Genomic DNA, 22,317 nt, shown 5'->3' with positions numbered 1-22,317 from the left:
CGATGATCGCGCGGGTGATCGCAGCGTCCTCGGCGCTGGCGGACAGGTCGCGGATGAAGCTCTGGTCGATCTTCAGCACGTCCACCGGGAAGCGCTTGAGGTAGCTCAGGGATGAGAAGCCCGTGCCGAAGTCGTCGATCGCCAGCTTCACGCCGAGCGCGCGCAACTGCTGGAAGCTGCGCGCGATGGTCTCGACATTGTCGAGCATCTGGCTCTCGGTCAGTTCCAGTTCCAGCAGGTGCGCCGGCAAACCGCTGTCGTCCAGAACCTGGCGCACCAGGCTGGTGAGATTGCCCAGGCGAACCTGATGCACCGAGATGTTCACCGAGACGCGGATGTCCATGCCCTGGGCACGCCAGGCGCAGGCATCGGCGCAGGCCCGGCGCAGGACGAACTCCCCGATCACACCGATCAGCCCGGTTTCCTCGGCCAGCCCGATGAACGCCCCCGGCGTCAGTAGGCCCTGCTCCGGATGATGCCAGCGCACCAGGGCCTCGGCCGCGCTCAGGCTGTCGTCGGCGAGGCGCAGCTTGGGCTGGTAGAAGACGTCCAACTGGCCGTCCTCGATCGCCTTGCGCAGCTGGTTCTCCAGTTGCAGCCGCTGCAGCGTCGAGGCCTGCAGGCTGTCGGTGAAGAACTGGAAGCCGTTGCCGCCCAGGCGCTTGGCCTGCTGCATGGCAGTGTTCGCCTGGCTGATCAGGGTGGAGATTTCCCGCGCGTTGTCCGGCAGCAGACTGATCCCCACCGAGGCGCTGATCACCAGTTCCTGGCCGCCGACATCCATTGGCTTGCGCAGCTTGCCGAGCAGCCGTTCGGCGCTGCGCGCGAGCGCCGAGAGGCTGCCGTAGGAATCCAGCAGCACGGCGAACTCGTCGCCGGAAATCCGCGCCAGGGTGTCCGCTTCCGGCACCGCCTGGGCCAGGCGCCGGGCCATCTGCCGCAACACCTGGTCGGCGACTTCGTGGCCGAGGCTGTCGTTGAGCAGCTTGAAGCGATCCAGATCGATGTGCAGCAGGGCCAGACTGCGACCGCCCTGGCGAGCGCGCTGGCTGGCCTCGTGCAGGCGCTCGCGGAACAGCGTGCGGTTGGCCAGCCCGGTCAGTTCGTCGTAGTTCGACAAGTAGCGCAGGCGCTCTTCGGCATGGCGCCGCGCGCTGAGGTCGGCGAAGAAACCGACGACGTGGCGCAGCGTGCCGCGCGCGTCGCGGACCACGTTGAGCTGCAGCCATTGCGGATAGAGTTCGCCACTCTTGCGGGTTTCGATCAGTTCGCCCTGCCAGCGCCCATGCTCGCGCAACTCGGCGTCGATCTGCTGGTACTGGCGCTGCGAATCACGGCTGCTGGAAATCGCCGCCACGCGCCGCCCGAGCACCTCGTCGCGCTGATAGCCGGTGACCTGGCTGAACGCGCCGTTGACCGCCAGCACCCGGTATCCCGGATCGAGGATGACGATGCCTTCGCTGGCCGCCTCGAACACCGTGGCGGCGAGCAGCTGATCGGTCTCGCGGATCTTGCGCGCGCTGATGTCGCGGCGCGTGCCGAGCATCCGCGTCACCCGTCCGCTGGCGTCGCGCTCCACCGCCCGGCCACGATCCTCGACCCACAGCCAGTGACCCTCGGCGTGGCGCACGCGGTACTCGGCGACGTATAGCTCGGTGAGCCCCTTGAGGTGCGCGACCAGCGCCTGGCGCAGCTGCGGCAGGTCCTCGGGATGCAGGTGCGTGCGCAGGTAGCGGAGCATGCCCGGCGCGGTGTCCTCCTCGACGCCGAAGATTTCCCGCAACTGCGAGTGATGCACTTCGTCGCTGACCAGGTTCCAGTCCCACAGGCCCAGCTCGCTGGCTTCCAGCGCCAGGGTCAGGCGCTCCTGGCTGCTGCTCAGCGCGCGGGTCGCTTCGTCCAGCTCGCGGGTGCGCTCGGCGACGCGCCGTTCGAGATCGTCATGGGCGTCGCTGAGCCGGCGCTCGGCGCGCCGCCGCTGCTCGACCTCACGCCCCAGCCGGCCATTCAGCACGTCGGTCTGGCGCTTTGACTGCTCCAGCGTCGCCAGCAGCGCCTGGTTCTGGAAACCCTGCAGCAGGCTGCACCAGAGCAGCCGGTTGATCTGCCAGGCCATCAGCAGCAGCGCCACGCCGAGAATCGCCGCCAGCACTCCGCAGGCACGTTGCGCGGGCGTGTCGCTGAGCAGCAGGTAGGTCAGGGTCGGCAGCAGGCAGGGCAAGGCGAAGGTGAGCAGCGCCGGCAGGCTGACCGCGTAGGCCACGCCGGCGGAAAGGATCGCCGCGGCGATCAGCCCGTAGACCAGCGCCTGGCGGGTGAAGTCCTCGGCGGGCACCAGCATGATCACCGGGAACGCCAGCGCCAGCCCGGAAGCCGCGGCGCCCAGCAGAAACGCGCGATACCAGCGCGGCTCGGCCCGGCGCTGTTCCGGGGCGGCATCGAAGGCCGTCACCTGGACCAGCCGCACCACCGCCAGCAGCACCAGCCAGACCAGCCACACCGCCAGCCACAGGCTTTCCTGCGGGCTCCACAGCAGATAGGCGCAGGCCAGCCCGGTGAGCAGCATGAACAGCGTCGGCAACCGCGAGCCCTGGTACAGCAGGCGCGTGCGCTCGATGGCGATCTGGGTCGCGAACTGCTGACCGATGGCCCGGCCTTCGGCAGGCAGGCGGATAGTCCGGGTGGCGGCACTCATAGGCGGTTCTTGTAGTGGTCTGAGCCTAAAAAGACGCCGGAGCATAACGTGAGCACGAGGCCAGGCCCAACAGCTTTTAGGACGACCGAGCAGTCAGGCATCGCCGTTCCGCCGGGCACGCCGGTTTGCCCGGTCTGACGCCGCCCCCTAGAATGCCGCGATGCCTAACGACGATCTCTCCCTGCTGCTCAACTCCCTCAACGATGCCCAGCGCCAGGCGGTTGCCGCGCCCATTGGCCGCCAACTGGTGCTGGCCGGCGCCGGCTCGGGCAAGACCCGCGTGCTGGTGCACCGCATCGCCTGGCTGATTCAGGTGATCGGCGCCTCGCCGCATTCGCTGCTGTCGGTAACGTTCACCAACAAGGCCGCCGCCGAGATGCGCCATCGCATCGAACAGTTGCTGGGGATCAACCCGGCCGGCATGTGGGTCGGCACCTTTCACGGCCTGGCGCACCGCCTGCTGCGCGCGCACTGGCAGGAAGCCGGGCTGAACCAGAACTTCCAGATCCTCGACTCCGACGACCAGCAGCGCCTGGTCAAGCGGGTGATCCGCGAGCTGGGCCTCGACGAACAGCGCTGGCCGGCGCGACAGGCGCAGTGGTTCATCAACGGGCAGAAGGACGAGGGCCTGCGCCCGCAGAACATCCAGGCCGGCGGCGACCTGTTCCTCGCCACCATGCGCAAGATCTACGAAGCCTACGAAGCGGCCTGCGCGCGCGCCGGGGTGATCGACTTCTCCGAATTGCTGCTGCGCGCCCTCGACCTCTGGCGCGACAACAAGGGCGGCATTCTCGACCACTACCGCCGGCGCTTCCGCCACATCCTGGTGGACGAATTCCAGGACACCAACTCGGTGCAGTACGCCTGGCTGAAGATCCTCGCCCAGGGCGGCGACAGCCTGATGGTGGTGGGCGACGACGACCAGTCGATCTACGGCTGGCGCGGCGCCAAGATCGAGAACATCCAGCAGTTCTGCGACGACTTCGCCGACGCCCAGACCATCCGCCTGGAACAGAACTACCGGTCCACCGCGAGCATCCTCAAGGCCGCCAACGCGCTGATCGCCAACAACCAGGGTCGCCTGGGCAAGGAGCTCTGGACCGAGGGCGGCGACGGCGAGCCGATCGGCCTCTACGCCGCCTTCAACGAGCACGACGAAGCGCGCTACGTGGTCGAGAACATCGAACGCGCGGTACGCGACGGCGCGCTGCGCAGCGAGATCGCCATCCTCTATCGCTCCAACGCCCAGTCGCGGGTACTCGAGGAAGCGCTGCTGCGCGAACGGATTCCCTACCGCATCTACGGCGGCCAGCGCTTCTTCGAGCGCGCCGAGATCAAGAACGCGATGGCCTACCTGCGCCTGATCCACCAGCGCGGCAACGATGCCGCGCTGGAGCGGGTGATCAACGTGCCGGCGCGCGGCATCGGCGAGAAGACCGTCGAGACGCTGCGCGAATTCGCCCGCGCCCAGGACCTGTCGATGTGGGCCGCGCTGCACCAGGCGGTCGGCACCAAGGTCATCGGCGGCCGCGGCGCCAGCGCGCTGAACGCCTTCGTCGAGCTGGTCGACACGCTGGCGCTGAAGGTCGAGGGTCTGCCGCTGCATGCGATGGCGCAACTGGTCATCGAGCAGTCCGGGCTGCTGGCCTACCACCGCGACGAGAAGGGCGAGAAGGGCCAGGCACGGGTGGAAAACCTTGAGGAACTGGTCTCCGCCGCACGGGCCTTCGACAACTACGAAGGCGAGGAAGGCGACGAGGAACAGACGCCGCTGGCGGCCTTCCTCGACCACGCCTCGCTGGAGGCCGGCGAACAGCAGGCAGGCGACCACGAGGACAGCGTGCAGTTGATGACGCTGCACAGCGCCAAGGGCCTGGAGTTCCCGCTGGTGTTCCTAGTGGGCATGGAAGAAGGCCTGTTCCCGCACAAGATGAGCCTGGAGGAACCCGGACGCCTGGAGGAAGAACGCCGCCTGGCCTACGTCGGCATCACCCGCGCCATGCGCCAGCTGGTGGTGACCTACGCGGAAACCCGCCGGCTCTACGGCAGCGAGACCTACAACAAGGTCTCGCGCTTCGTTCGCGAGATTCCCCCGGCGCTGGTCCAGGAAGTGCGCCTCTCCGGTAGCGTCAGCCGCCCTTACGGGCAGCAGGCACGCGGCGGCGCCTCGATGTTCGACGGCGCCCAGGTGCCGGACACCGGCTTCAACCTCGGCCAGCGCGTCCAGCACGCGCTGTTCGGCGAGGGCGTGATCCTCAACTTCGAAGGCTCCGGCGCCCAGGCCCGGGTGCAGGTGAACTTCGACGGCGAAGGCAGCAAGTGGCTGATGCTCGGCTACGCCAAGCTGCAGCCGCTCTGACGCCATCCAGGAGCCGCGCTTTTTTCGCGTCTCCCGGATGGCCACCTCTCGCTCTCAGATCCTGAACTGACGCACCAGCGCACCGAGCCGCTCGCCCAGTTGCGAGAGGCTGCGCGCGGTCTGCGCGCTCTGCCGGGTTTCGTCGGCGACGGTTTCCACCGCTACGGCGATCTGGTGCACGCTGCGGTTGATCTCCTCGGCCACCGCGGTCTGTTCCTCGGCGGCGCTGGCGATCTGCGCGTTCATCGCGTTGATGGTGCCGATCAGCCCGGCGATGGTGTCCAGCGAAGCGCCCGCCTGGTTGGCCTGGGTGCTGCTCGCCTCGCCGGCTTCGCTGGAGCGGCGCATGGCGCTCACCGCGATCTGCGTGCCGTGTTGCAGGCGATCGATCATCGCCTGGATTTCCTGGGTACTCTGCTGCGTGCGGCTGGCCAGCGCGCGCACTTCGTCGGCGACCACCGCGAACCCGCGCCCGGCCTCGCCGGCGCGGGCCGCTTCGATCGCCGCGTTGAGCGCGAGCAGGTTGGTCTGCTCGGCGATCGAGCGGATCACCGCCAGCACGCTGACGATCGACTGTACGTCCTGCTGCAGGCTGTCCAGCGACACCCCGCTGCTGCGGATGTCGCCGACCAGTGCATGGATGCTGGCGACGCTGTCGTCCACCACACGCTTGGCCGACTGCCCCTCGTCGTCGGTCTTGCGCGCGGCCTCGGCGGCGCCTTGCGCACTGTGCGCCACTTCCTGGGCGGCGGCGGACATCTCGTTGATCGCGGTGGCGACCTGGTCGGTCTCCTGGCGCTGCCGGTCCATCGCCTGCTCGCCCCGGTGAACCTGGGAGGCGACCTCACCGACCAGGCCGTTGAGCTGCCCGGTCATGTCGGCGATCTGCCGGACCAGGCCGTGGATCTTCTCGACGAAGCGGTTGAACGAGGCGGCCAGCTGGCCGAGCTCGTCGTCGCCGCTCACCGGCAGGCGACGGGTCAGGTCGCCCTCGCCCGCGGCGATGTCGTCGAGGTTGTTCTTCATCTGCTTGAGCGGCTTCAGGAAGGTGTTGCCGAGGGTCACGCCGGCGATGCCGCAGAGGATCAGCAGCACCACGGCGATCACTGCGATGCTGGTCACGATGCTGCGGATGCGCTCGTCGATGCCGGCGCGCACCTCGCTCAGTTGCCCTTCGATGCGGTCCAGGTTGACCGCCGTGCCCAGCGCCATGTCCCACTTCGGCAGGTAGTAGCTGTAGGCGAGCTTGGGCACGTTGATGCTCTCGTTACCCGGCAGCGCGGTGGCGTACTGCACGTAGTTGCTGCCGTTCTTCGCCACGTTGACCAGTTCGTCGTTGACCAGCACGCCATTGGGGTCCTTGCGGCCCTTCAGGCTCTTGCCGACGTCGACCGGGCTGTCGCCGCGAAACAGGCGGACCATGTCCGAGTCGTAGCCGAAGAAGTAGCTGTCCTTGCCGTACTTGATCTTCGACAGGATCGCGATGCCCTGCGCGCGGGCCTCCATGTCGCCGGCGGCGGAGGCGTCGTACAGGCTCTGCACGCTGCCCAGGGCGATCTGCATGTAGTGCTGCAGCTCGCCGCGGCTCTCGTCCATCAGCCGCGCGCGCATGCTGTTCACTTCGTCGTCGGCGAAGCTCAGGAGGATCTTCGCCGTGGCCAGGCTCAGCACGATGGCCAGCAGGATCACCGGTAGCAGCGCCAGTATCAGCACTTTGGTCTTCAGCATCAGTCGCATCGCCATTCCTCGGGTACGGCCGAATCGGGCCGGATGGATAGGGGTTATCGGCATTCGCCGCGAATGCTGTATAGCAGTGAAGCAGACCTCGACATGCGGTGTGCTGACGCTGCGTAGCGGCGTGCCTCGAGGTGCGCGCCAGAGCCTCTGCCGCGGGCCAGGCAAAAGCCCGAAACACTCTGCGGCTGGTCTTGTCAGGCCCGCCTGTTCAAGATGGCGCGCGTAGATCAATGAATGGGATACCCACATGCAACGTTTTCTCAGCCTTGCCCTGGCCTTTTGCGTCGCCCTGACCCTGAGTCTCGACGTGAATGCCGCCAAGCGCTTCGGTGGCGGCAAATCCTTCGGCAGCGCGCCGAGCCACCAGAGCCGTCAGATGCAGCAACCGGCGCAGAACAACGCCGCCGCTGCCGCACCCGGCCGCCAGGCGGGCGCCGCCAGTGGCGCCTCGCGCTGGCTCGGCCCGCTGGCCGGTATCGCCGCCGGCGGCCTGCTTGCCTCGATGTTCATGGGCGACGGCTTCCAGGGGCTGCAACTGTTCGACATGCTGATCTTCGGCGCGATCGCCTTCCTGATCTTCCGCTTCCTCGCCGCGCGTCGTCGCCAGCAGCAACCGACCGCCGCCCCGGCGGGCCATGCGCCGTTCCAGCGCGAAATGCCGGGCGAGCCGCAAGCCGCCAACCGCAACATCTTCGGCGGTTCGCTGGCGCCCAGCGCCGCGGCGCCGGTGATCAACGCGCCGGCCTGGTTCAACGAACAGCGCTTCCTCGAAGCCGCCCGCGAGCACTTCATGTCCCTGCAGCAGCACTGGGACGCCAACGAGATGGACAAGATCGCCGAGTTCGTCACCCCGCAGATGCTCGACTTCCTCAAGCGCGAGCGCGCCGACCTGGGCGACGGCTTCCAGTCCACCTACGTGGACGACCTGCAGGTCCAGCTCGACGGCCTCGACGACAACCCGGACAAGACGGTCGCTACCCTGACCTTCGCCGGCGTCGCCAAGACCTCGCGCTTCGACCAGGGCGAAGCGTTCAGCGAAAGCTGGCGCATGGAGCGTGCCCAGGGCGAGAACCAGCCGTGGCTGGTGGCGGGCATCCGGCAGAACTGATCCGCCGAGCAACGCTGAAAAAACCCGGGCTTGCCCCGGGTTTTTTATCGCCTGGAGTTAGCGCCGACCGGCGATTGGGTGCGACTCGGGTTTTTCCCCGCGGTCACGCTACTGTATAAAACGCATCCATTTCGTTGGGGAGGACGCTTGCCGTGGAAGAAGTCATCGAAGAGCTGCGCGAACAGAACGAGCCGGTACCGGTTCCCCTGGAGTTGCCGGACGACGACCAGCTGGTCGAAATCGAGGAGCAGCTGCTGATCAACCTGCCATTCGAGTTGCGCGAGTTTCTGCTCAAGGTCAGCGACGTGGTCTATGGCCGCCTGGAGCCGGTGACTGCCACCGACCCGCAATCGCACACCTACCTGCCGGACGTCGCCGCCACCGCCTGGGACCTGGGCCTGCCGCGCGATCTGGTGCCGCTGTGCCAGGACGGCCGCGACTACTACGTGGTCGATATCGAAGGCCAGGTCACCCTGTGGGATGGCGACGACGGCGAACTCACCGACGAGACCTGGGACTCGGTGTGGCACTGGGCGCGCGACGTCTGGCTGGAGAGCTGATCGGCCGATCAGTGCGCCGCCCGGACGCCCCGCATGAGCGGTTTCAGTGCGGCTGTTCGGGCTTGTCGAGGGTCTCGAACAGGGCGATCTGCATGCGCGAGTGCACGCGGATGAACCAGCGCCAGAGCAGCGCGATCACCCCGGCGGCGAGCAGGCCGATGACGATCAGCAGCTCGCCGGTCGGCAGAATGCTCGCCGACAGTGCCATCACCAGCAGCATGATCCCGGCCAGCGACAGCAGCGGGATCAGCTCGGCGATCACCTTGCGCACCCGCGCCGTGTGGCGGCCGGCCTTCTCCGGGCGCACGCTCAGTTCCGCCAGCAGCATCGACAGCGCCTTGAGCTTGCGGTACGCGGCGATCAGGAACGGCAACGCCAGCAACAGCGCGGCGCCCCAGATCAGCGCCTTCTGCAGGTTGTCCTGGGCGACCCAGGGCGCCAGGTAGGTGGCCAGGGTGCCGGCGAAATAGGCGCCGCCGAGGAAAATCGCCACCACGATGGCGAGGTTCACGCCCACCTGCATCAGGATCTTGCGGATCATCCCGGCGAGCACGGCACTCTGGCCCTGCGGCTGGATGCTGCGCAGCCAGTCGCCATAAAGCGCGAAGACCCGCGACACGCGCTCCGGCATGACCTGGGCGAGCTTGCCCGACAGCGGGTCGGCGGCGCGGATCAGGTAGGGCGTGAGCAGCGTGGTGATCGCCGACACCGCCACCGCGACCGGATAGAGGAAATCGCTGGTGACCTGCAGGGTGATGCCCAGCGCGGCGATGATGAACGAGAACTCGCCGATCTGCGAAAGGCCCATGCCGACGCGCAGCGAGGTGCGCCCGTCGTTGCCGGCAACGATCGCGCCGAGGCTGCAGGTGACGATCTTGCCGATCACCACGGCGCAGGTGATCACGGCGATGGGCCAGGCGTAGTCGAGGAGGATCCGCGGCTCGATCATCAGGCCGATGGCGACGAAGAAGATCGCGCTGAACATGTCGCGGATCGGTTCCACCAGCCGTTCGATCTGCGCCAGTTGCCGCGACTCGGCCATGATCGCGCCGATCAGGAACGCGCCCAGCACCATGCTGTATTCCAGCTTCACCACCAGCAGGCAGAAGCCGAAGCACAGCCCGAGCACCGTCACCAGCAGCATTTCGCTGCTCTCGAAGCGCGCCACGTAGGCGAGGATGCGCGGCACCAGAAGGATGCCAACCACCAGCGCGACGATCATGAACAGGGTCAGCTTGCCGACGGTGGCGAACACCTGGCCGGTTTCCACGTTGCCGCTGACGGCGATCCCGGAAAGCAGGGCGATGATGCCGATGCCGAGGATGTCCTCGACGATCAGCACGCCGAAGATCAGCTGGGCGAAACGCTCGTTCTTCATCTTCAGGTCGCCGAGCGCCTTGATGATGATGGTGGTGGAGGAAATCGCCAGGATCGCGCCGAGGAACAGCGAATCCATGTTGTTCCAGCCGAAGTATTGGCCGATCTCGTAGCCGATCCAGATCATCAGGCCGATTTCCAGGAAGGCCGCGATGAACGCCGTGGCGCCGACCCTGAACAGCTTGCGCAGGGAGAACTCCAGGCCCAGGCAGAACATCAGGAAGATCACCCCCAGCTCGGCAAGGGTCTTGATCGTCTCCTCGTCGTGGATGAGGCCGACCGGCGGCGTATGCGGGCCGATCAGGAAGCCGGCGACGATGTAGCCCAGCACCACCGGTTGCTTGAAGCGGTGGAACAGAATCGTGACCACACCGGCGATCAGCATGATCACGGCCAGATCCTGGATGAAGCTGATGGCATGCATGGGCGCGGCTCCTTTTGTTGCTGGCGATACTCGCTTGGCCCCGCTGGAGCCCCGAACATTCGAAAAGGGAGTGGCCGCCGCCTGGAACAGCGGGCGAGCGGAAGCGCAGATTACCATCCGCATGGCGCGTCGCTGACGGACGGCAATATGGCGAAACAATGCACCCGCCCGGCCGTCGCCGGGTTGGCACGAACGGCGCTTCCAGAGCGCCGCCGAGCGTTTTCGTACGCTATTGACAGCCTGCGGGCTCAGCCCCGAGGATGTGCGAAAAATCGAACGAGGTGTTCAACATGACAGCCAGTGGCGTCGCAGAACAGGCCGTACAGATTCTGACCGCACGCGAGCGGCAACGCTTCCTCGAGCGCAACCCGCGTTCGCTGGCACTGGCCGAGCGCGCCCGCCATTCGCTGTTCGGCGGCGTGCCGATGCACTGGATGAGCGACTGGTCGACACCCTCCGCGCTGTTCGTCGAGCGCGCCCAGGGCGCCCGCTTCTATGACGTCGACGGCCATGAGTACGTCGACTTCTGCCTCGGCGACACCGGCGCCATGTTCGGCCATTCGCCGGCACCGATCGCCCGCGCCATCGCCGAACAGGCCGGCAACGGCCTCACCACCATGCTGCCCGGCGAGGACGCGGTGGTCTGCGGCGAACTGCTCGCCCAGCGTTTCGGCCTGCCCTACTGGCAGGTGGCGACCACCGCCACCGACGCCAACCGCTTCGTCCTGCGCTGGGTGCGCGCGATCACCGGACGCAAGGTGATCCTGGTGTTCGACGGCTGCTACCACGGCACCGTGGACGAGGCCATGGTGCGCCAGCGCGACGGCCACACCGTGCACCGCGCGGGCCTGATCGGCCAGGCGCGCAACCTGGTCCAGCACAGCCGCGTGGTGCCGTTCAACGACCTCGCCGCGCTGGAAGCCGCGCTGGCGCAGAACGACATCGCCGCGGTGCTCTGCGAGCCGGCGATGACCAACATCGGCATGGTCCTGCCCGAGCCCGGCTTCATGCAGCGCGTGCGCGAGCTGACGCGGAAGTACGGCAGCCTGCTGGTGATCGACGAGACCCACACCATTTCCACCGGGCCCGGCGGCTGTACCCGCGCCTGGAACCTCGAGCCGGACTTCATCACCCTCGGCAAGCCGATCGCCGGCGGCGTGCCCTGCTCGGTGTACGGCTGCACGGCCGAGATGGCCCAGGACATGCGCCTGGCCCAGCAGCACGCCAGCGAAATGGTCCACGGCCACGGCCACAGCGGCATCGGCACCACGCTGTCGGCCAACGCCCTGGCCATGCACTGCATGCGCGCCAACCTGGAACAGGTGATGACCGAGAGCGCCTACGCACACATGCTGGCGCTGGCCGAACGCCTGGCCGACGGCTTCCGCGCGCTGATCGGCCGTCACCAGCTGGCCTGGTCGGTCAGCCAACTGGGCGCGCGCTGCGAGTTCCAGTTCTGCGTGCAACCGCCGAAGACCGGCGCGCAGGCCGAAGCGGCGTTCCACGACAGCCTGCAGATGGCCCTGCACCTCTACCTGATCAACCGCGGCGTGCTGATCACGCCGTTCCACAACATGACCCTGTGCTGCCCGGACACCACCGCGGCGGATGTCGACCTGCTGCTCGCCACCCTCGACGAGGGGCTGAGCGAGCTGCTGGCGATTCCCGGCGCGCGGCTTTAGCCCTTTCCCATTCATGGGAGAAGGTCGGGGAGAGGGCCCATGTCGCGCCCTCCGCCCCTCTCCCCCGGCCCCTCTCCCGTAAACGGCAGAGGGGAGAAAAAAGGACCTCACCATGCAATTCGCCGATATCCAGGAAGCCCACGACTTCCTCGCCGCCAACCCCGAGGTGCGCAGCATCGAGCTGTTCCTCATCGACGCCAACGGCGTGCCGCGCGGCAAGCTGCTGCACCGCGAGGAACTGCTCGCCGTGTTCGAGTCAGGCCGGCCGCTGCCTAGCACCATCCTCGGGCTGACCATCAACGGCGAGGACGTCGACGAGACCGGGCTGGTCTGGGATGTCGGCGATGCCGACTGCTGGACCTTCCCGCTGCCCGGCAGCCTGTGCCTGCAGCCCTGGCGCGAGCGCCCGACCGGGCAGTTGCAGGTGAGCATGCATCCGACCCTGGGCCTGCCGGCGACCCCGGCCGATCCACGCCACCTGCTGGCGCGGGTGATCGACGGCCTCAAGGGCGACGGTTACCACCCGGTGATGGCGGTGGAACTGGAGTTCTATCTGCTCGACCGCGAACGCGCCGCCGACGGCCGCCCGTTGCCGGCGCGGCAGATGAACGGCACCCGGCCACACGCCACCCAGGTCTACGGCATCTACGAACTGGAACAGCTGCAACCCTTCCTCAATGATCTCTACGACGCCTGCGAGGCGCAGGGCCTGCCGGCGCGCACGGCGATTTCCGAGTACGCGCCCGGCCAGGTGGAAATCACCCTGGAGCACCGCTTCGACGCGTTGCGGGCCATCGACGAAGGCATCCGCTACAAGCGCCTGGTCAAGGGCGTGGCCAACCGCCACGGGCTGCAGGCCTGCTTCATGGCCAAGCCGTTCGCAGACCTTGCCGGCACTGGCATGCACATGCACGTCAGCCTCGCCGACGCCGAGGGCAACAACCTCTACGCCAGCGAAGACCCTGCCGGTACGCCCCTGCTACGTCATTCGATCGCCGGGATGATGGCCACGCTGCTCGACTCGCTGGCGCTGTTCTGCCCCAACGCCAACTCGTTCCGCCGCTTCCAGGCCAACAGCTACGCGCCGCTGGCGAAGAGCTGGGGCATCAATAACCGCACCGTGTCGTTCCGCGTGCCGGGCGGGCCGGCGAAGAGCCGCCACATCGAGCACCGCATCTGCGGCGCCGACGCCAACCCCTACCTGGCCGCCGCGGCGATCCTCGCGGGCATCCACCACGGCATCCGCCTGCAACTCGATCCGGGCGCGCCCATCGAAGGCAACGGCTACGCCCAGGCCACGGAATTCCTGCCCACCGACTGGCTCACCGCGCTGCGCGCGCTGGAACACTCGAGCTGGGCACGCGAAGCGCTGGGCGCGGAGTTCCTCAAGGTGTTCCTGGCGATCAAGCAGGCCGAGTACCGCCAGTTCATGGGCGAGGTCGGCGAGCAGGACTGGCGCTGGTACCTGACCCAGGCCTGAACCGACGCAACCCGTCAGGATCTGGCGGGCTGAAGCCAGCCGCCCAGGAGCGCGGTTTACCCGGGGTAAACGCGCGACCTGGACGTCCCCTTGAACGCTCTCAGGCCGGCTGCTGCGCCGGCATCGCCGCCGGCTCCAGCGCCTTGCCATAGATGCTGTTGCGCGGCTTGGCCAGCACGCGGCGCAGCATCGGCTCGAACTCGCTCAGTGGCAGGTTGGCGTAGGCCGGGTCGAACGCCGGGCTGTCGTACAGCTCGCAGAACTCGGCGGTGCGCTCGTAGTGCGGGCTGTCGGCGTACTGCTCGCGCAGGTCGCGGTCCAGGCCCAGGTGATGGAAGAAGTAGTAGCCCTGGAAAATCCCGTGGTGCTGGACCATCCAGTGATCGGCCTCGCTGACGAAGGGCTTGAGGATCGCCGCGGCGATGTCCGGGTGGTTGAAGGTCGCCAGCGTATCGCCGATGTCGTGCAGCAACGCGCAGACCACGTATTCCTCGTCGCGTCCATCGCGCAGCGCCCGCGTGGCGGTCTGCAGCGAGTGGGCGTAGCGGTCGATCGGAAAGCCGCCGTAGTCGCCCTCCAGCAGGCGCAGGTGGGCGATGACGCGGTCGGGAAGCCCCTTGGCGAAGCCGACGAATTCGGCGCCGATCAGCTGCCAGTCATCGCGGGTACTGTTCTGGAACGAGGTGAAACCGGCACGGGCACTCATGGCGCTCTCCTTGTTATGGATCGCCGGCGTGGGCCGCTGGCGTCATCGCAGCCTAGAGAAAGCGCGGCCGGCGAACTGCAAGGTTTCTTGCAATTGGCCAGGCTGGCTGGCCACGGCCGCTCCGCCATTCGGCGCCTTGCGGCTCCCGGCGAGTCGGGTCACAGTGCCCCGACAACTCCAAGGAAGCACGCGAATGCCCTTCGCTGACGATCTCCTCGCCGCGCGAATGCTCGGCAACCCGTGGTTCGCCGCGCTGCCCGCCGACATCCGCGACGAGCTGCTCGCCGCCGGCAAGCCGAAGCGCCTGAACGGTGGCGAATTCGTGTTTCGCCAGGGCGACGCCGGCAGCACCTTCTACGGGCTGGTGGCGGGCACGCTGAAGGTCTCGACGCTGCGGGCGGACGGCAAGGAAGCGATCCTCGGCCTGCTGGAGCCGGGCAACTGGTTCGGCGAGGCCTCGGCGCTGGATGGCCTGCCGCGCATCCACGACATCACCGCGCAGGGCAACGCCGAACTGCTCTGCATCGAACCGGCGGCGTTCGCCACGCTGATGCGCCACGGCCGCTTCGCCCATGCCATCGCGGTGCTGCAGGCCGCCCATACGCGACTCGCCTTCAAGCTGCTGGAGGACGCCATGCTGCGTTCGACGCGCGCGCGCATCGTGCGCCGCCTGGAACAGCTCGCCCACGGCGACGCGACCATGGCCGACAGCGGCCGCGCGGTGGTGCAGGTGACCCAGGACGCGCTGGCGATGATGCTCGGCATCACCCGGCAGACGCTGGCGCTGGAGTTGAAGACGATGGTCGCGGCGGGTGCCATCGCCCTCGGCTATGGCCAGGTGCACATCCTCTCGCTGCCGCTTTTGCGCGCACTGGAAGACGACGCCTAACGACGCAGCTGCGCCAGGCTCAGGCGCACCAGCAGTTTCCCTGGCTCGCGCTCGACCTCGACGCTGCCGGCCGCCGCATCGATGCGGTAGGTCAGGTCGTAGAGTTGCACGGGCGAGGACAGCGGATCGGCACGGAAGGCCGCCAGGCAGTCGCCGCGCCAGCGTGCCGACGGGTAGAGCACACCGGGCAGGCCTTCGTGGGACAAGCGCTTGCCGACCGACTGCGGGTAACCGTAGTCGTCGCCGAGCAGGTCGGGGAATTCCCCGGTCTTGCCGCGCAAATCGACGAACAGGCCGCTCGCCTGAACCCGCCAGACCTTGCGGTAGCGGGTCACCGGACCGTCCACGCCCTCGATGTCGCGCAGCATCTGGATCTGGTGGTAGCAGGTCTCGGCCAGCGCGGTGTCTTCGTCCAGCGCGCCGTACCAGACGCGGATGCTGCCGTCGCCGTAGCGGCTGGCGACGATGCCGTCGGCCTCGAACGGATAGCCGATGGCCTCGCTGTAGGCCAGGCCGCGCTCGATCACGCCGGGGCCGACGCGGCGCACGCGCATCTCCGCGGCGTTGGCCAGTTCCTGCGCGCGCGCGTCGTCGACCAGGTCGTCGAACAGGTTGGCGGATACCCGCAACGAGGCGATGTTGCGGTAGGTCGCGGCGGAGAAATCGCAGGTGCTGTCGAGCAGGGCCATCAGCGGCCCCGCTGGAAGTCGACCAGCCGGGCGATCCGCGCCACCCCGAGCAGGCCGTCGCGGACCATCACTTCCAGCGGCGTCGCGCCTTCGAGCACGCGGTTGCGCCGGTGCACCCAGGAAAAGCGCAGCGTCTCGTCCTCGGGAAACAGCAGGCGCAGCCCCTTGTGGATACCGAGCAGGTAGCCGACGCGGTCCAGGGTGTCGCGGCTGTTGGGCAGGGCCAGTTCGCCGGCACGGTATTTCGGCAGTTGCTTGCGGCTCTTCGGGCTCATGCCGAGCAGTTGCATCTGCAGGTCGGTATCCAGGCGCCAGCGCTCGAAGAGCGCCGCGACGATCCGCGCCAGGTCGCGGCGGCTTTCTTCCGAGGCGAATTCGGACGAATCGGAACGCAGGGCGGACATGACCATGGAAGGCACTCATCTCGTAGACATATCTACATTATTGGGCGATATATCCACAAATGCAAATCGGTGCAGCGGTAATCCCGCCCGCCGAGGCAGAAGCCAGGCGACGCCAGGATTGCGCCTCGGCTATGGTTGCGCGAAACCAGCCACGAACAGACGAGGGACGCCATGGAAGCCGGAACCACCCAATTGACGATGACGGTGCTGATGACGCCGGACATGGCCAACTTTTCCGGCAACGTGCACGGCGGCACCCTGCTCAAGTACCTCGACGAAGTCGCCTACGCCTGCGCCAGCCGCTATGCCGGTCGCTACGTGGTGACGCTGTCGGTGGACCAGGTGATCTTCCGCGAGCCGGTGCACGTCGGCGAACTCGTGACCTTCCTCGCCTCGGTCAACTACACCGGGCGCACCTCGATGGAAGTCGGCGTGAAGGTGGTCACCGAGAACATCCGCGAGCGCTCGGTGCGGCATACCAACAGCAGCTTCTTCACCATGGTGGCGATGGACCAGGACGGCAAACCGTCACCGGTGCCGCCGCTGCAGCCGGAAACCTACGACGAGAAACGGCGTTTCGCCCAGGCCCAGCAGCGCCGCCAGATCCGCCAGGAACTGGAGCAGCGCTACCAGGGGCTGAAGGACAGCTACGAGTAAGATTCCGTTGCAAAATCAAGGACAAACCGGCGTCAACCGGGGTCCTTGAGCGGTTACTCTGGGGAGTGGAAGGCGCGCTTCGCGCGTCTGCCCCGCTTCGCCCCAGCCCGCCCCGCGGCGCCCGGCGACCCGGTCCCGTGCCAAGGAGAGCCGCATGTCCCATCAAACCCCGCTGATCGCCACCCTCGCCGCCGGGCTGGTGCTGGCGTTCATCTTCGGCGGCCTGGCCAACCGCCTGCGCATCTCGCCGCTGGTGGGCTACCTGCTCGCCGGCGTGGTCGCCGGCCCGTTCACCCCCGGATTCGTCGCCGACCAGGCGCTGTCGCTGGAGATCTCCGAGATCGGCGTGATCCTGCTGATGTTCGGCGTCGGCCTGCACTTCTCGCTGAAGGACCTGATGTCGGTGAAGGGCATCGCGATTCCCGGCGCGCTGGTGCAGGTCGTCCTCGCCACCCTGCTCGGCATGGGCCTGGCCCGGGCGCTGGGCTGGACGCTCGGCGCCGGGCTGGTGTTCGGCCTGGCGCTGTCGGTGGCGAGCACCGTGGTGCTGCTGCGCGCACTGGAGGAACGCCAGTTGCTCGACACCCAGCGCGGGCGCATCGCCATCGGCTGGCTGATCGTCGAGGACCTGCTGATGGTGCTGGTGCTGGTACTGCTGCCGGCGGTGTCCGGGCTGCTCGGCGGCAAGCAGGCGAATGCCGGTGTCAGCCTGCCGATGGAGCTGCTGCTGACCCTCGGCAAGGTCGCCACCTTCATCGTGCTGATGCTGGTCGGCGGTCGCCGCTTCGTGCCCTGGCTGCTGGGCAAGGTGGCCAGCACCGGTTCGCGCGAGCTGTTCACCCTCGCCGTGCTGAGCATCGCCATGGGCATCGCCTTCGGTTCGGCGGTGCTGTTCGACGTGTCCTTCGCCCTCGGCGCGTTCTTCGCCGGGATGGTCCTCAACGAATCGGAACTCAGCCACGACGCGGCGGAGAAGACCCTGCCGCTGCGCGACGCCTTCGCCGTGCTGTTCTTCGTCTCGGTCGGCATGCTCTTCGACCCGCGCATCCTGATCGCCGAACCGCTGCCGGTGCTGGCGACCTTCCTGGTCATCGTCCTCGGCAAGTCGATCGGCGCGCTGCTGATCGTCCGTGCCTTCGGCCACCCGCTGTCCACGGCACTGACCATCGCCGCCAGCCTGGCGCAGATCGGCGAGTTCAGTTTCATCCTGATCGCCCTCGGCATCGGCCTGGAGCTGTTGCCGGCCCAGGGCCGCGACCTGCTGCTGGCCGGCGCGATCCTGTCGATCCTGGTCAACCCGCTGCTGTTCATCGCCATCACCCGCCTCAAACCCTGGCTCGACCGGCGCGAACCCGGCCCGGCACCGGCGCCGGCGGAGGTCGACGCGCCGCCGCCGATCGACGAGCGCGACCACGCCATCCTCATCGGCCACGGCCGCGTCGGCCGGCTGATCAGCGCGCGCCTGCGCGAAACCGGCACGCCGCTGGTGGTGATCGAGGATGACCTGGGCGGCATCGACGGTCTGCGCGAAGCGGGCATCAGTGCGGTGCTCGGCAACGCGGTAAAATCGGGCGTGCTGGAGCAGGCCAACATCGGCTCGGCGCGCTGGCTGCTGGTGGCGATACCCAATGGGTTCGAGGCGGCGAAGATCGTCCAGCACGCGCGCGAGCTGTGCCCGCGGCTGTGCATTATCGCCCGTGCGCATTTCGACGCCGAGGTGGAACACCTCGAACAGAGCGGCGCGGATCTCGTGGTGATGGGCGAGCGGGAAATCGCCCGCAGCATGTTCGAGCGGCTGGAAGAGCGTCGGGTAGCGGCGGTTTGAGCGGAACGCAGGGCGGGCCGCGGCCCACCCTGCGAACGCCTGCGGTCAGAAGCTGAAGTTCACCTTGGTCCACAGCGTGCGTCCCGGCTCCTGCACCGGCTGCGGATCGTCGGCGGCGTAGCCGAAGCCGGCGTTGCCGGCCAGGTTGAGGTGTTCGGCGTAGGCCTTGTCGAACAGGTTGTCGACGCCGGCGCTGAGCTTGACCTGCTCGCTCAGCCGATAGCTGCCGTTGAGCGAGAAGACGCCGAAGCCGCTGCTGTCGCCGTAGTCCTTGCCGACCACGTTGCCCTTGTCCTGCGCCACCCGGCCCTGCTCGGCGACCAGCCGCCAGAGGGCACCGGCGCTCCAGTCGTCACGCTCGTAGGTCAGCCCGAGGCGGGATTCCAGCGGCGGCATCTGCGGCAGCGCCTCCCCGTCCGAACTGTTCTTGCCCCAGGAATAGGCCAGCGTCGCGTCGGCCTTCCAATGCTCGCTCAGGTGATAGGCCGCACCCAGCTCGCCGCCCATGATCCGCGCATCGACGTTACGCGCCTGCGAGCTGCTGCCCATCATCCCGCCGTTGCGGTACTCGAAGAGGATGTAGTCGCGGACCTGGCCGGCATAGGCCGAGGCCCATGCCTGCAGGTGCTCGCCGGCGTATTGCGCGCCGATGTCGAGCTGGGTGGTCTTTTCCGGACGGACGCCGTCGAAGGCGTTCGCCGAGCCGGCCGGGCCGGCATCCGGCGAGTACAGCTCCCAGTAGTCGGGGAAACGCTGCACGTGGCCCACGCCGGCATACAGCGTCGTCGGCGAATCGGCGAGGTCCTGCTCGACGCGCAGGAAGCCGCTCGGCAGGCTGTCGCTGCGCGTGTCGCCGGCGGTGGGGTTGGCCACCGCGCCCATGCCCGAACCGAGACTGGAGCGGTAGTCGCGGGCCGAGGCGCGGTCCAGGCGCGCGCCGCCGATCAGCCGGCGACGTTCGGCGGCGTACCAGGTCAGTTCGCTGAACAGACCGGCGTTGCGCATGGTCGCGTCGTGGCTCCAGGGCTGATCGTCGTAGGTGTCGATGCCCGAGGCGCTGCGCTCGCGGTGTTCGCTGACCTGGGCATCGGCCCCGCCGATCAGTTGCCAGTCGGCCCAGCGCCAGGTAGCGGAGACGCGCCCGCCGAGGGTGCGGCGGTCGACGTCGGCCGCCATCGGCCCGGCCATCATGCCGGTCCCCGAGGGCGTGCGCAGGCTGTAGTTGTCCATCACGTGGTCGGCGTAGTTGTAGTACACCCGCGCCTCCAGCTCCTGCAGCACCTCGCCGATGTTGGACTTTTTCAGGCGCAGGGCCAGGCTTTCGCGCTTGAACTGCGCACCGTCCATGCCGCGCCCGGCGTAGCGCGCCTCGCCGTCACCGGCACCGGCGCTGAGCTCGACCAGGGTGTCGGCGTCCGGCGTCCAGCCGAGGGCGACGTCGCCGTTCCACTTGTCCCATTTCGACGGCACGTGGTGGCCGTTGCCATCGCGGTAATCATCGGCGCGGGCCTGATTGCCGACGACCCGCAGATAGCCCTGCGAGCCGCCCACGGCGCCGTCGACGACCTTGTCGAAGCGCCCGTTGGAGCCCACCAGCACGCTGCCGTCGAGGCGCGCCCCGAGTTCGCCGAAGCGCTCCGGATCGCGCTCGAAAAGCACCGTGCCGGCCGAGGCGCCGGGCCCGTAGAGCACGCTCTGCGGGCCCTTGATCACGGTCAGGCTGTCGAAGGTTTCCGGCGAGATGTAGGACGTCGGCGCGTCCATTCGGTTGGGGCAGGCGCCGATCATCTGGCCACCGTTGGTGAGGATGTTCAGCCGCGAGCCGAACATCCCGCGCAGCACCGGATCGCCGTTGCTGCCGCCGGCGCGGATCACCGAGAAGCCGGGGATGGTCTTCAGGTAATCGGCGCCGTCGCTGGCCGGCACCGGCTGGCGTGGCTGTTTCGGGTCGGTGACGACGGTCAGCGGGGATTCCGGCGCAACCGCCGTGACCACCTGGGTTTCCAGTTCGAGCGGGCTCGCTTCGTCAGGCGCAGACAACGCGAAAGGCGCGTTCAGCAGCAGCGGGCTGGCGACGAAAACCAGGCGCGCGCGGGTACGTAATGTGGACATGTGCTTTCCATGATCGGGAGACGGATACCGCTGCGCCGCGCGCGCGCAGGCGCGCCGGCGAGGTCAGCGGGTCGGGGGGACGATCAGGAAAACAGCGGTGGCGCGCGGCTGCGTGCGCCGGGGAACACCGCCGAGGCGGCGTGGCCGTCGACGATCCGCGGGGTCGCCAGCGGGGTGATGAACAGACCCGCCGGCGGCAGATCGAAGGGCGCCGCGACCAGGGCCGGGCAACTGAACAACAGGGTGCAGTAGCCGCACTGGGCCCAGAGCGCATCGTCGGCGCCGGTACTGGCGGGATGGGCGTCGGCATGCGCCATGCCCGGCATGTCGTGCATGCCCGGCATCGCGGCCATGTCCATCGACGCCTGCACCCCCGGCATGGCGTGGTGCGCCATACCCTGCGACAGCAACGGACCGGCGAACACCAGCAGCATGGCGAAGAGACCAAGCCAGGCGCTGCTACGGGTTCGTCGGGAATGGCTCACGTGAGGGTCGGGAGATTGGCCGGAAGGGTCGCCATCCTACCCGGCTACGCCGTCCTGCTGGCTGATTTGAGACAAAACGCCGCGGCCCGGCGAGCGCCGCCGGGCCGCGTATAGCCCGCGATCAGGGCGCCGTGTTGGCCGCCTGAGCGGCCTCGATCAGGTCGGCGCCGATGTCGGCCTCGAAGGGCTTCCAGCTCGGCCGCACGGCATCGCGCCACTTCGCCCGCTGCTCCGGAGTGAGCACGATGAACTCGTTCTGCCCGGCATCGACGATCGCCTGGCGGGCCTTGTTGTTGAGCGCTTCGGCCTGCTGGTTAACGGTCACCGTGACCTCGTCGATGATCGTCTCCAGCTGGCTGCGGATGTCCGCCGGCAGGCCGTTCCAGAACTGCGTGTTGGTGATCAGCACGTAGTTACCGATGCCATGGTTGGATTCGACCATGTACTTCTGCACTTCGTAGTACTTCTGGCTGTAGATGTTCGACCAGGGGTTGTCCTGGGCATTCACCACGCCGGTTTGCAGGCCTTGATAGATCTCGGCGAAAGCCATCTTCCGCGGCACCGCGCGCAGTGCGCTGTACTGCGCGGCCTGCAGGTCGGACGGCTGCACGCGGAACTTCAGGCCGCGGGCGTCCTTGGGTTCGAGCAGCGGCTTGTTGGCGGTCAGCTGGCGCATGCCGTTGAGCCAGTAGGCCAGCCCGGTGACGCCCTTGGGCTCCATCGACTTGAGCAGCGCCTTGCCGCGCGGGGAATTCTGGAAGCGCTGCGCGGCCGCCACGTCATCGAACAGGAACATCAGGTCGAACAGCTGCAGCTGCTTGGTGTACTGCTCCAGCTTGGACGGTGCCGGGGCGAGCATCTGCACTTCGTTGAGCAGCAGCGCCTCCATTTCCTTGCCGTCGCCGTAGAGCGAGGAGTTGGCGTAGACCTGCACCGCCACCTTGCCGGCCATGCGCTCTTCCACCAGTTTCTTGAACAGCAGCGCACCCTGGCCCTTGGGCGTGGAGTCGGCGGTGATGTGGGAGAACTTGATGAGGATCGGGTCAGCCTGGGCGCCGAGACAGAGGAACAGTGCCGAAGCGGCGAGCATGCGGCCGGTGCCGCGCAGGAAAGTACGCATCATGGAGG

Annotated in this window: 17 protein-coding genes; 8 read left to right on the top strand and 9 right to left on the bottom strand. The window is 67.8% G+C overall.

What is annotated here, in order from left to right:
* On the bottom strand, positions 1-2,695 hold a 2,695-nt coding region (locus B3E91_RS10345), incomplete at its 3' end, for a putative bifunctional diguanylate cyclase/phosphodiesterase (RefSeq protein ID WP_287029346.1).
* Between the two features lie 160 nt (positions 2,696-2,855).
* Between B3E91_RS10345 and uvrD the strand changes: the two genes are divergently transcribed.
* The gene (gene uvrD, locus B3E91_RS10340) at positions 2,856-5,054 is read left to right on the top strand and encodes a DNA helicase II (RefSeq protein WP_287029345.1); all 2,199 of its coding nucleotides are present in this window, start codon (positions 2,856-2,858) and stop codon (positions 5,052-5,054) included.
* A gap of 54 nt (positions 5,055-5,108) precedes the next feature.
* Here the strand turns inward: uvrD and B3E91_RS10335 are convergent, their stop codons facing one another.
* Positions 5,109-6,791 carry a methyl-accepting chemotaxis protein gene (locus B3E91_RS10335; RefSeq protein WP_090231482.1) on the bottom strand — a complete coding sequence of 561 codons (1,683 nt, stop codon included), beginning with the start codon at positions 6,789-6,791 and terminating at the stop codon, positions 5,109-5,111.
* Between the two features lie 247 nt (positions 6,792-7,038).
* Here B3E91_RS10335 and B3E91_RS10330 point away from each other — a divergent pair, with 247 nt between their 5' ends.
* Positions 7,039-7,899, top strand: a complete 861-nt coding sequence (locus tag B3E91_RS10330; protein WP_287029344.1) for a Tim44 domain-containing protein — start codon at positions 7,039-7,041, stop codon at positions 7,897-7,899.
* A gap of 152 nt (positions 7,900-8,051) precedes the next feature.
* Entirely contained in the window at positions 8,052-8,459 is a 408-nt protein-coding gene (locus B3E91_RS10325; protein ID WP_090231480.1) for an SMI1/KNR4 family protein, read from the top strand.
* Between the two features lie 43 nt (positions 8,460-8,502).
* On the opposite strand, the gene B3E91_RS10320 is transcribed toward B3E91_RS10325, so the two are convergent.
* Positions 8,503-10,260: a cation:proton antiporter gene (locus tag B3E91_RS10320; protein WP_287029343.1), complete on the bottom strand. Its 1,758-nt coding sequence runs from the start codon at positions 10,258-10,260 to the stop codon at positions 8,503-8,505.
* A 290-nt stretch (positions 10,261-10,550) separates the two neighbouring features.
* Here B3E91_RS10320 and B3E91_RS10315 point away from each other — a divergent pair, with 290 nt between their 5' ends.
* Both B3E91_RS10315 and B3E91_RS10310 read left to right on the top strand, forming a co-directional pair.
* Positions 10,551-11,942, top strand: a complete 1,392-nt coding sequence (locus B3E91_RS10315) for an aspartate aminotransferase family protein (protein ID WP_287029340.1) — start codon at positions 10,551-10,553, stop codon at positions 11,940-11,942.
* Positions 11,943-12,054: 112 nt separating this feature from the next.
* Entirely contained in the window at positions 12,055-13,422 is a 1,368-nt protein-coding gene (locus B3E91_RS10310) for a glutamine synthetase family protein (RefSeq protein ID WP_287029339.1), read from the top strand.
* A 100-nt stretch (positions 13,423-13,522) separates the two neighbouring features.
* On the opposite strand, the gene B3E91_RS10305 is transcribed toward B3E91_RS10310, so the two are convergent.
* Positions 13,523-14,128: an HD domain-containing protein gene (locus B3E91_RS10305; RefSeq protein WP_273233925.1), complete on the bottom strand. Its 606-nt coding sequence runs from the start codon at positions 14,126-14,128 to the stop codon at positions 13,523-13,525.
* Positions 14,129-14,321: 193 nt separating this feature from the next.
* On the opposite strand from B3E91_RS10305, the gene B3E91_RS10300 reads away from it, so the two are divergent.
* A complete protein-coding gene (locus tag B3E91_RS10300) occupies positions 14,322-15,017 on the top strand; it encodes a Crp/Fnr family transcriptional regulator (RefSeq protein ID WP_273233924.1) in 696 nt (231 codons plus the stop codon).
* Here B3E91_RS10300 and B3E91_RS10295 read toward each other — a convergent pair.
* Entirely contained in the window at positions 15,014-15,706 is a 693-nt protein-coding gene (locus B3E91_RS10295; protein ID WP_286785688.1) for an RES family NAD+ phosphorylase, read from the bottom strand. The two genes, B3E91_RS10300 and B3E91_RS10295, sit on opposite strands and share 4 nt — an antisense overlap.
* Entirely contained in the window at positions 15,706-16,116 is a 411-nt protein-coding gene (locus B3E91_RS10290) for an antitoxin Xre/MbcA/ParS toxin-binding domain-containing protein (RefSeq protein WP_273233922.1), read from the bottom strand. Before B3E91_RS10290 ends, B3E91_RS10295 begins: the two co-directional genes overlap by 1 nt.
* Positions 16,117-16,281: 165 nt before the next feature.
* Here B3E91_RS10290 and B3E91_RS10285 point away from each other — a divergent pair, with 165 nt between their 5' ends.
* Entirely contained in the window at positions 16,282-16,767 is a 486-nt protein-coding gene (locus B3E91_RS10285; RefSeq protein WP_090231474.1) for an acyl-CoA thioesterase, read from the top strand.
* Positions 16,768-16,921: 154 nt separating this feature from the next.
* Complete coding sequence (gene ybaL, locus B3E91_RS10280) at positions 16,922-18,592, top strand: YbaL family putative K(+) efflux transporter (RefSeq protein ID WP_287029335.1); 1,671 nt, start codon at positions 16,922-16,924, stop codon at positions 18,590-18,592.
* Positions 18,593-18,637: 45 nt separating this feature from the next.
* Here the strand turns inward: ybaL and B3E91_RS10275 are convergent, their stop codons facing one another.
* The 3 genes from B3E91_RS10275 to B3E91_RS10265 all read right to left on the bottom strand — a co-directional run bounded on the left by B3E91_RS10275 (position 18,638) and on the right by B3E91_RS10265 (position 22,279).
* Entirely contained in the window at positions 18,638-20,704 is a 2,067-nt protein-coding gene (locus B3E91_RS10275; RefSeq protein WP_287029334.1) for a TonB-dependent copper receptor, read from the bottom strand.
* An 83-nt stretch (positions 20,705-20,787) separates the two neighbouring features.
* Positions 20,788-21,189 (bottom strand): DUF2946 domain-containing protein, encoded by a 402-nt coding sequence (locus B3E91_RS10270; RefSeq protein ID WP_287029332.1) that lies wholly within the window; start codon positions 21,187-21,189, stop codon positions 20,788-20,790.
* A 121-nt stretch (positions 21,190-21,310) separates the two neighbouring features.
* Positions 21,311-22,279: a TRAP transporter substrate-binding protein gene (locus B3E91_RS10265; protein ID WP_376747731.1), complete on the bottom strand. Its 969-nt coding sequence runs from the start codon at positions 22,277-22,279 to the stop codon at positions 21,311-21,313.
* Positions 22,280-22,317 lie beyond the last annotated feature (38 nt).

Source organism: Pseudomonas sp. UBA6310, assembly GCF_002438225.1.
Classification (GTDB): Bacteria; Pseudomonadota; Gammaproteobacteria; order Pseudomonadales; family Pseudomonadaceae; genus Pseudomonas_O; species Pseudomonas_O kuykendallii.
Note: the sequence above shows the minus strand (reverse complement) of the source record. Positions and strands in the feature narration are given on the sequence as shown.

What these genes read in the sequence shown, in the direction of transcription:
- B3E91_RS10305 (WP_273233925.1), bottom strand. Translation starts at nt 14,128, where the DNA reads ATGAGTGCCCGTGCCGGTTTCACCTCGTTCCAGAACAGTACCCGCGAT.
- B3E91_RS10295 (WP_286785688.1), bottom strand. Translation starts at nt 15,706, where the DNA reads ATGGCCCTGCTCGACAGCACCTGCGATTTCTCCGCCGCGACCTACCGC.
- B3E91_RS10285 (WP_090231474.1), top strand. Translation starts at nt 16,282, where the DNA reads ATGGAAGCCGGAACCACCCAATTGACGATGACGGTGCTGATGACGCCG.
- B3E91_RS10315 (WP_287029340.1), top strand. Translation starts at nt 10,551, where the DNA reads ATGACAGCCAGTGGCGTCGCAGAACAGGCCGTACAGATTCTGACCGCA.
- ybaL (WP_287029335.1), top strand. Translation starts at nt 16,922, where the DNA reads ATGTCCCATCAAACCCCGCTGATCGCCACCCTCGCCGCCGGGCTGGTG.
- B3E91_RS10300 (WP_273233924.1), top strand. Translation starts at nt 14,322, where the DNA reads ATGCCCTTCGCTGACGATCTCCTCGCCGCGCGAATGCTCGGCAACCCG.
- B3E91_RS10335 (WP_090231482.1), bottom strand. Translation starts at nt 6,791, where the DNA reads ATGCGACTGATGCTGAAGACCAAAGTGCTGATACTGGCGCTGCTACCG.
- B3E91_RS10265 (WP_376747731.1), bottom strand. Translation starts at nt 22,279, where the DNA reads ATGCTCGCCGCTTCGGCACTGTTCCTCTGTCTCGGCGCCCAGGCTGAC.
- B3E91_RS10320 (WP_287029343.1), bottom strand. Translation starts at nt 10,260, where the DNA reads ATGCATGCCATCAGCTTCATCCAGGATCTGGCCGTGATCATGCTGATC.
- B3E91_RS10330 (WP_287029344.1), top strand. Translation starts at nt 7,039, where the DNA reads ATGCAACGTTTTCTCAGCCTTGCCCTGGCCTTTTGCGTCGCCCTGACC.
- B3E91_RS10275 (WP_287029334.1), bottom strand. Translation starts at nt 20,704, where the DNA reads ATGTCCACATTACGTACCCGCGCGCGCCTGGTTTTCGTCGCCAGCCCG.
- B3E91_RS10290 (WP_273233922.1), bottom strand. Translation starts at nt 16,116, where the DNA reads ATGGTCATGTCCGCCCTGCGTTCCGATTCGTCCGAATTCGCCTCGGAA.
- B3E91_RS10310 (WP_287029339.1), top strand. Translation starts at nt 12,055, where the DNA reads ATGCAATTCGCCGATATCCAGGAAGCCCACGACTTCCTCGCCGCCAAC.
- uvrD (WP_287029345.1), top strand. Translation starts at nt 2,856, where the DNA reads ATGCCTAACGACGATCTCTCCCTGCTGCTCAACTCCCTCAACGATGCC.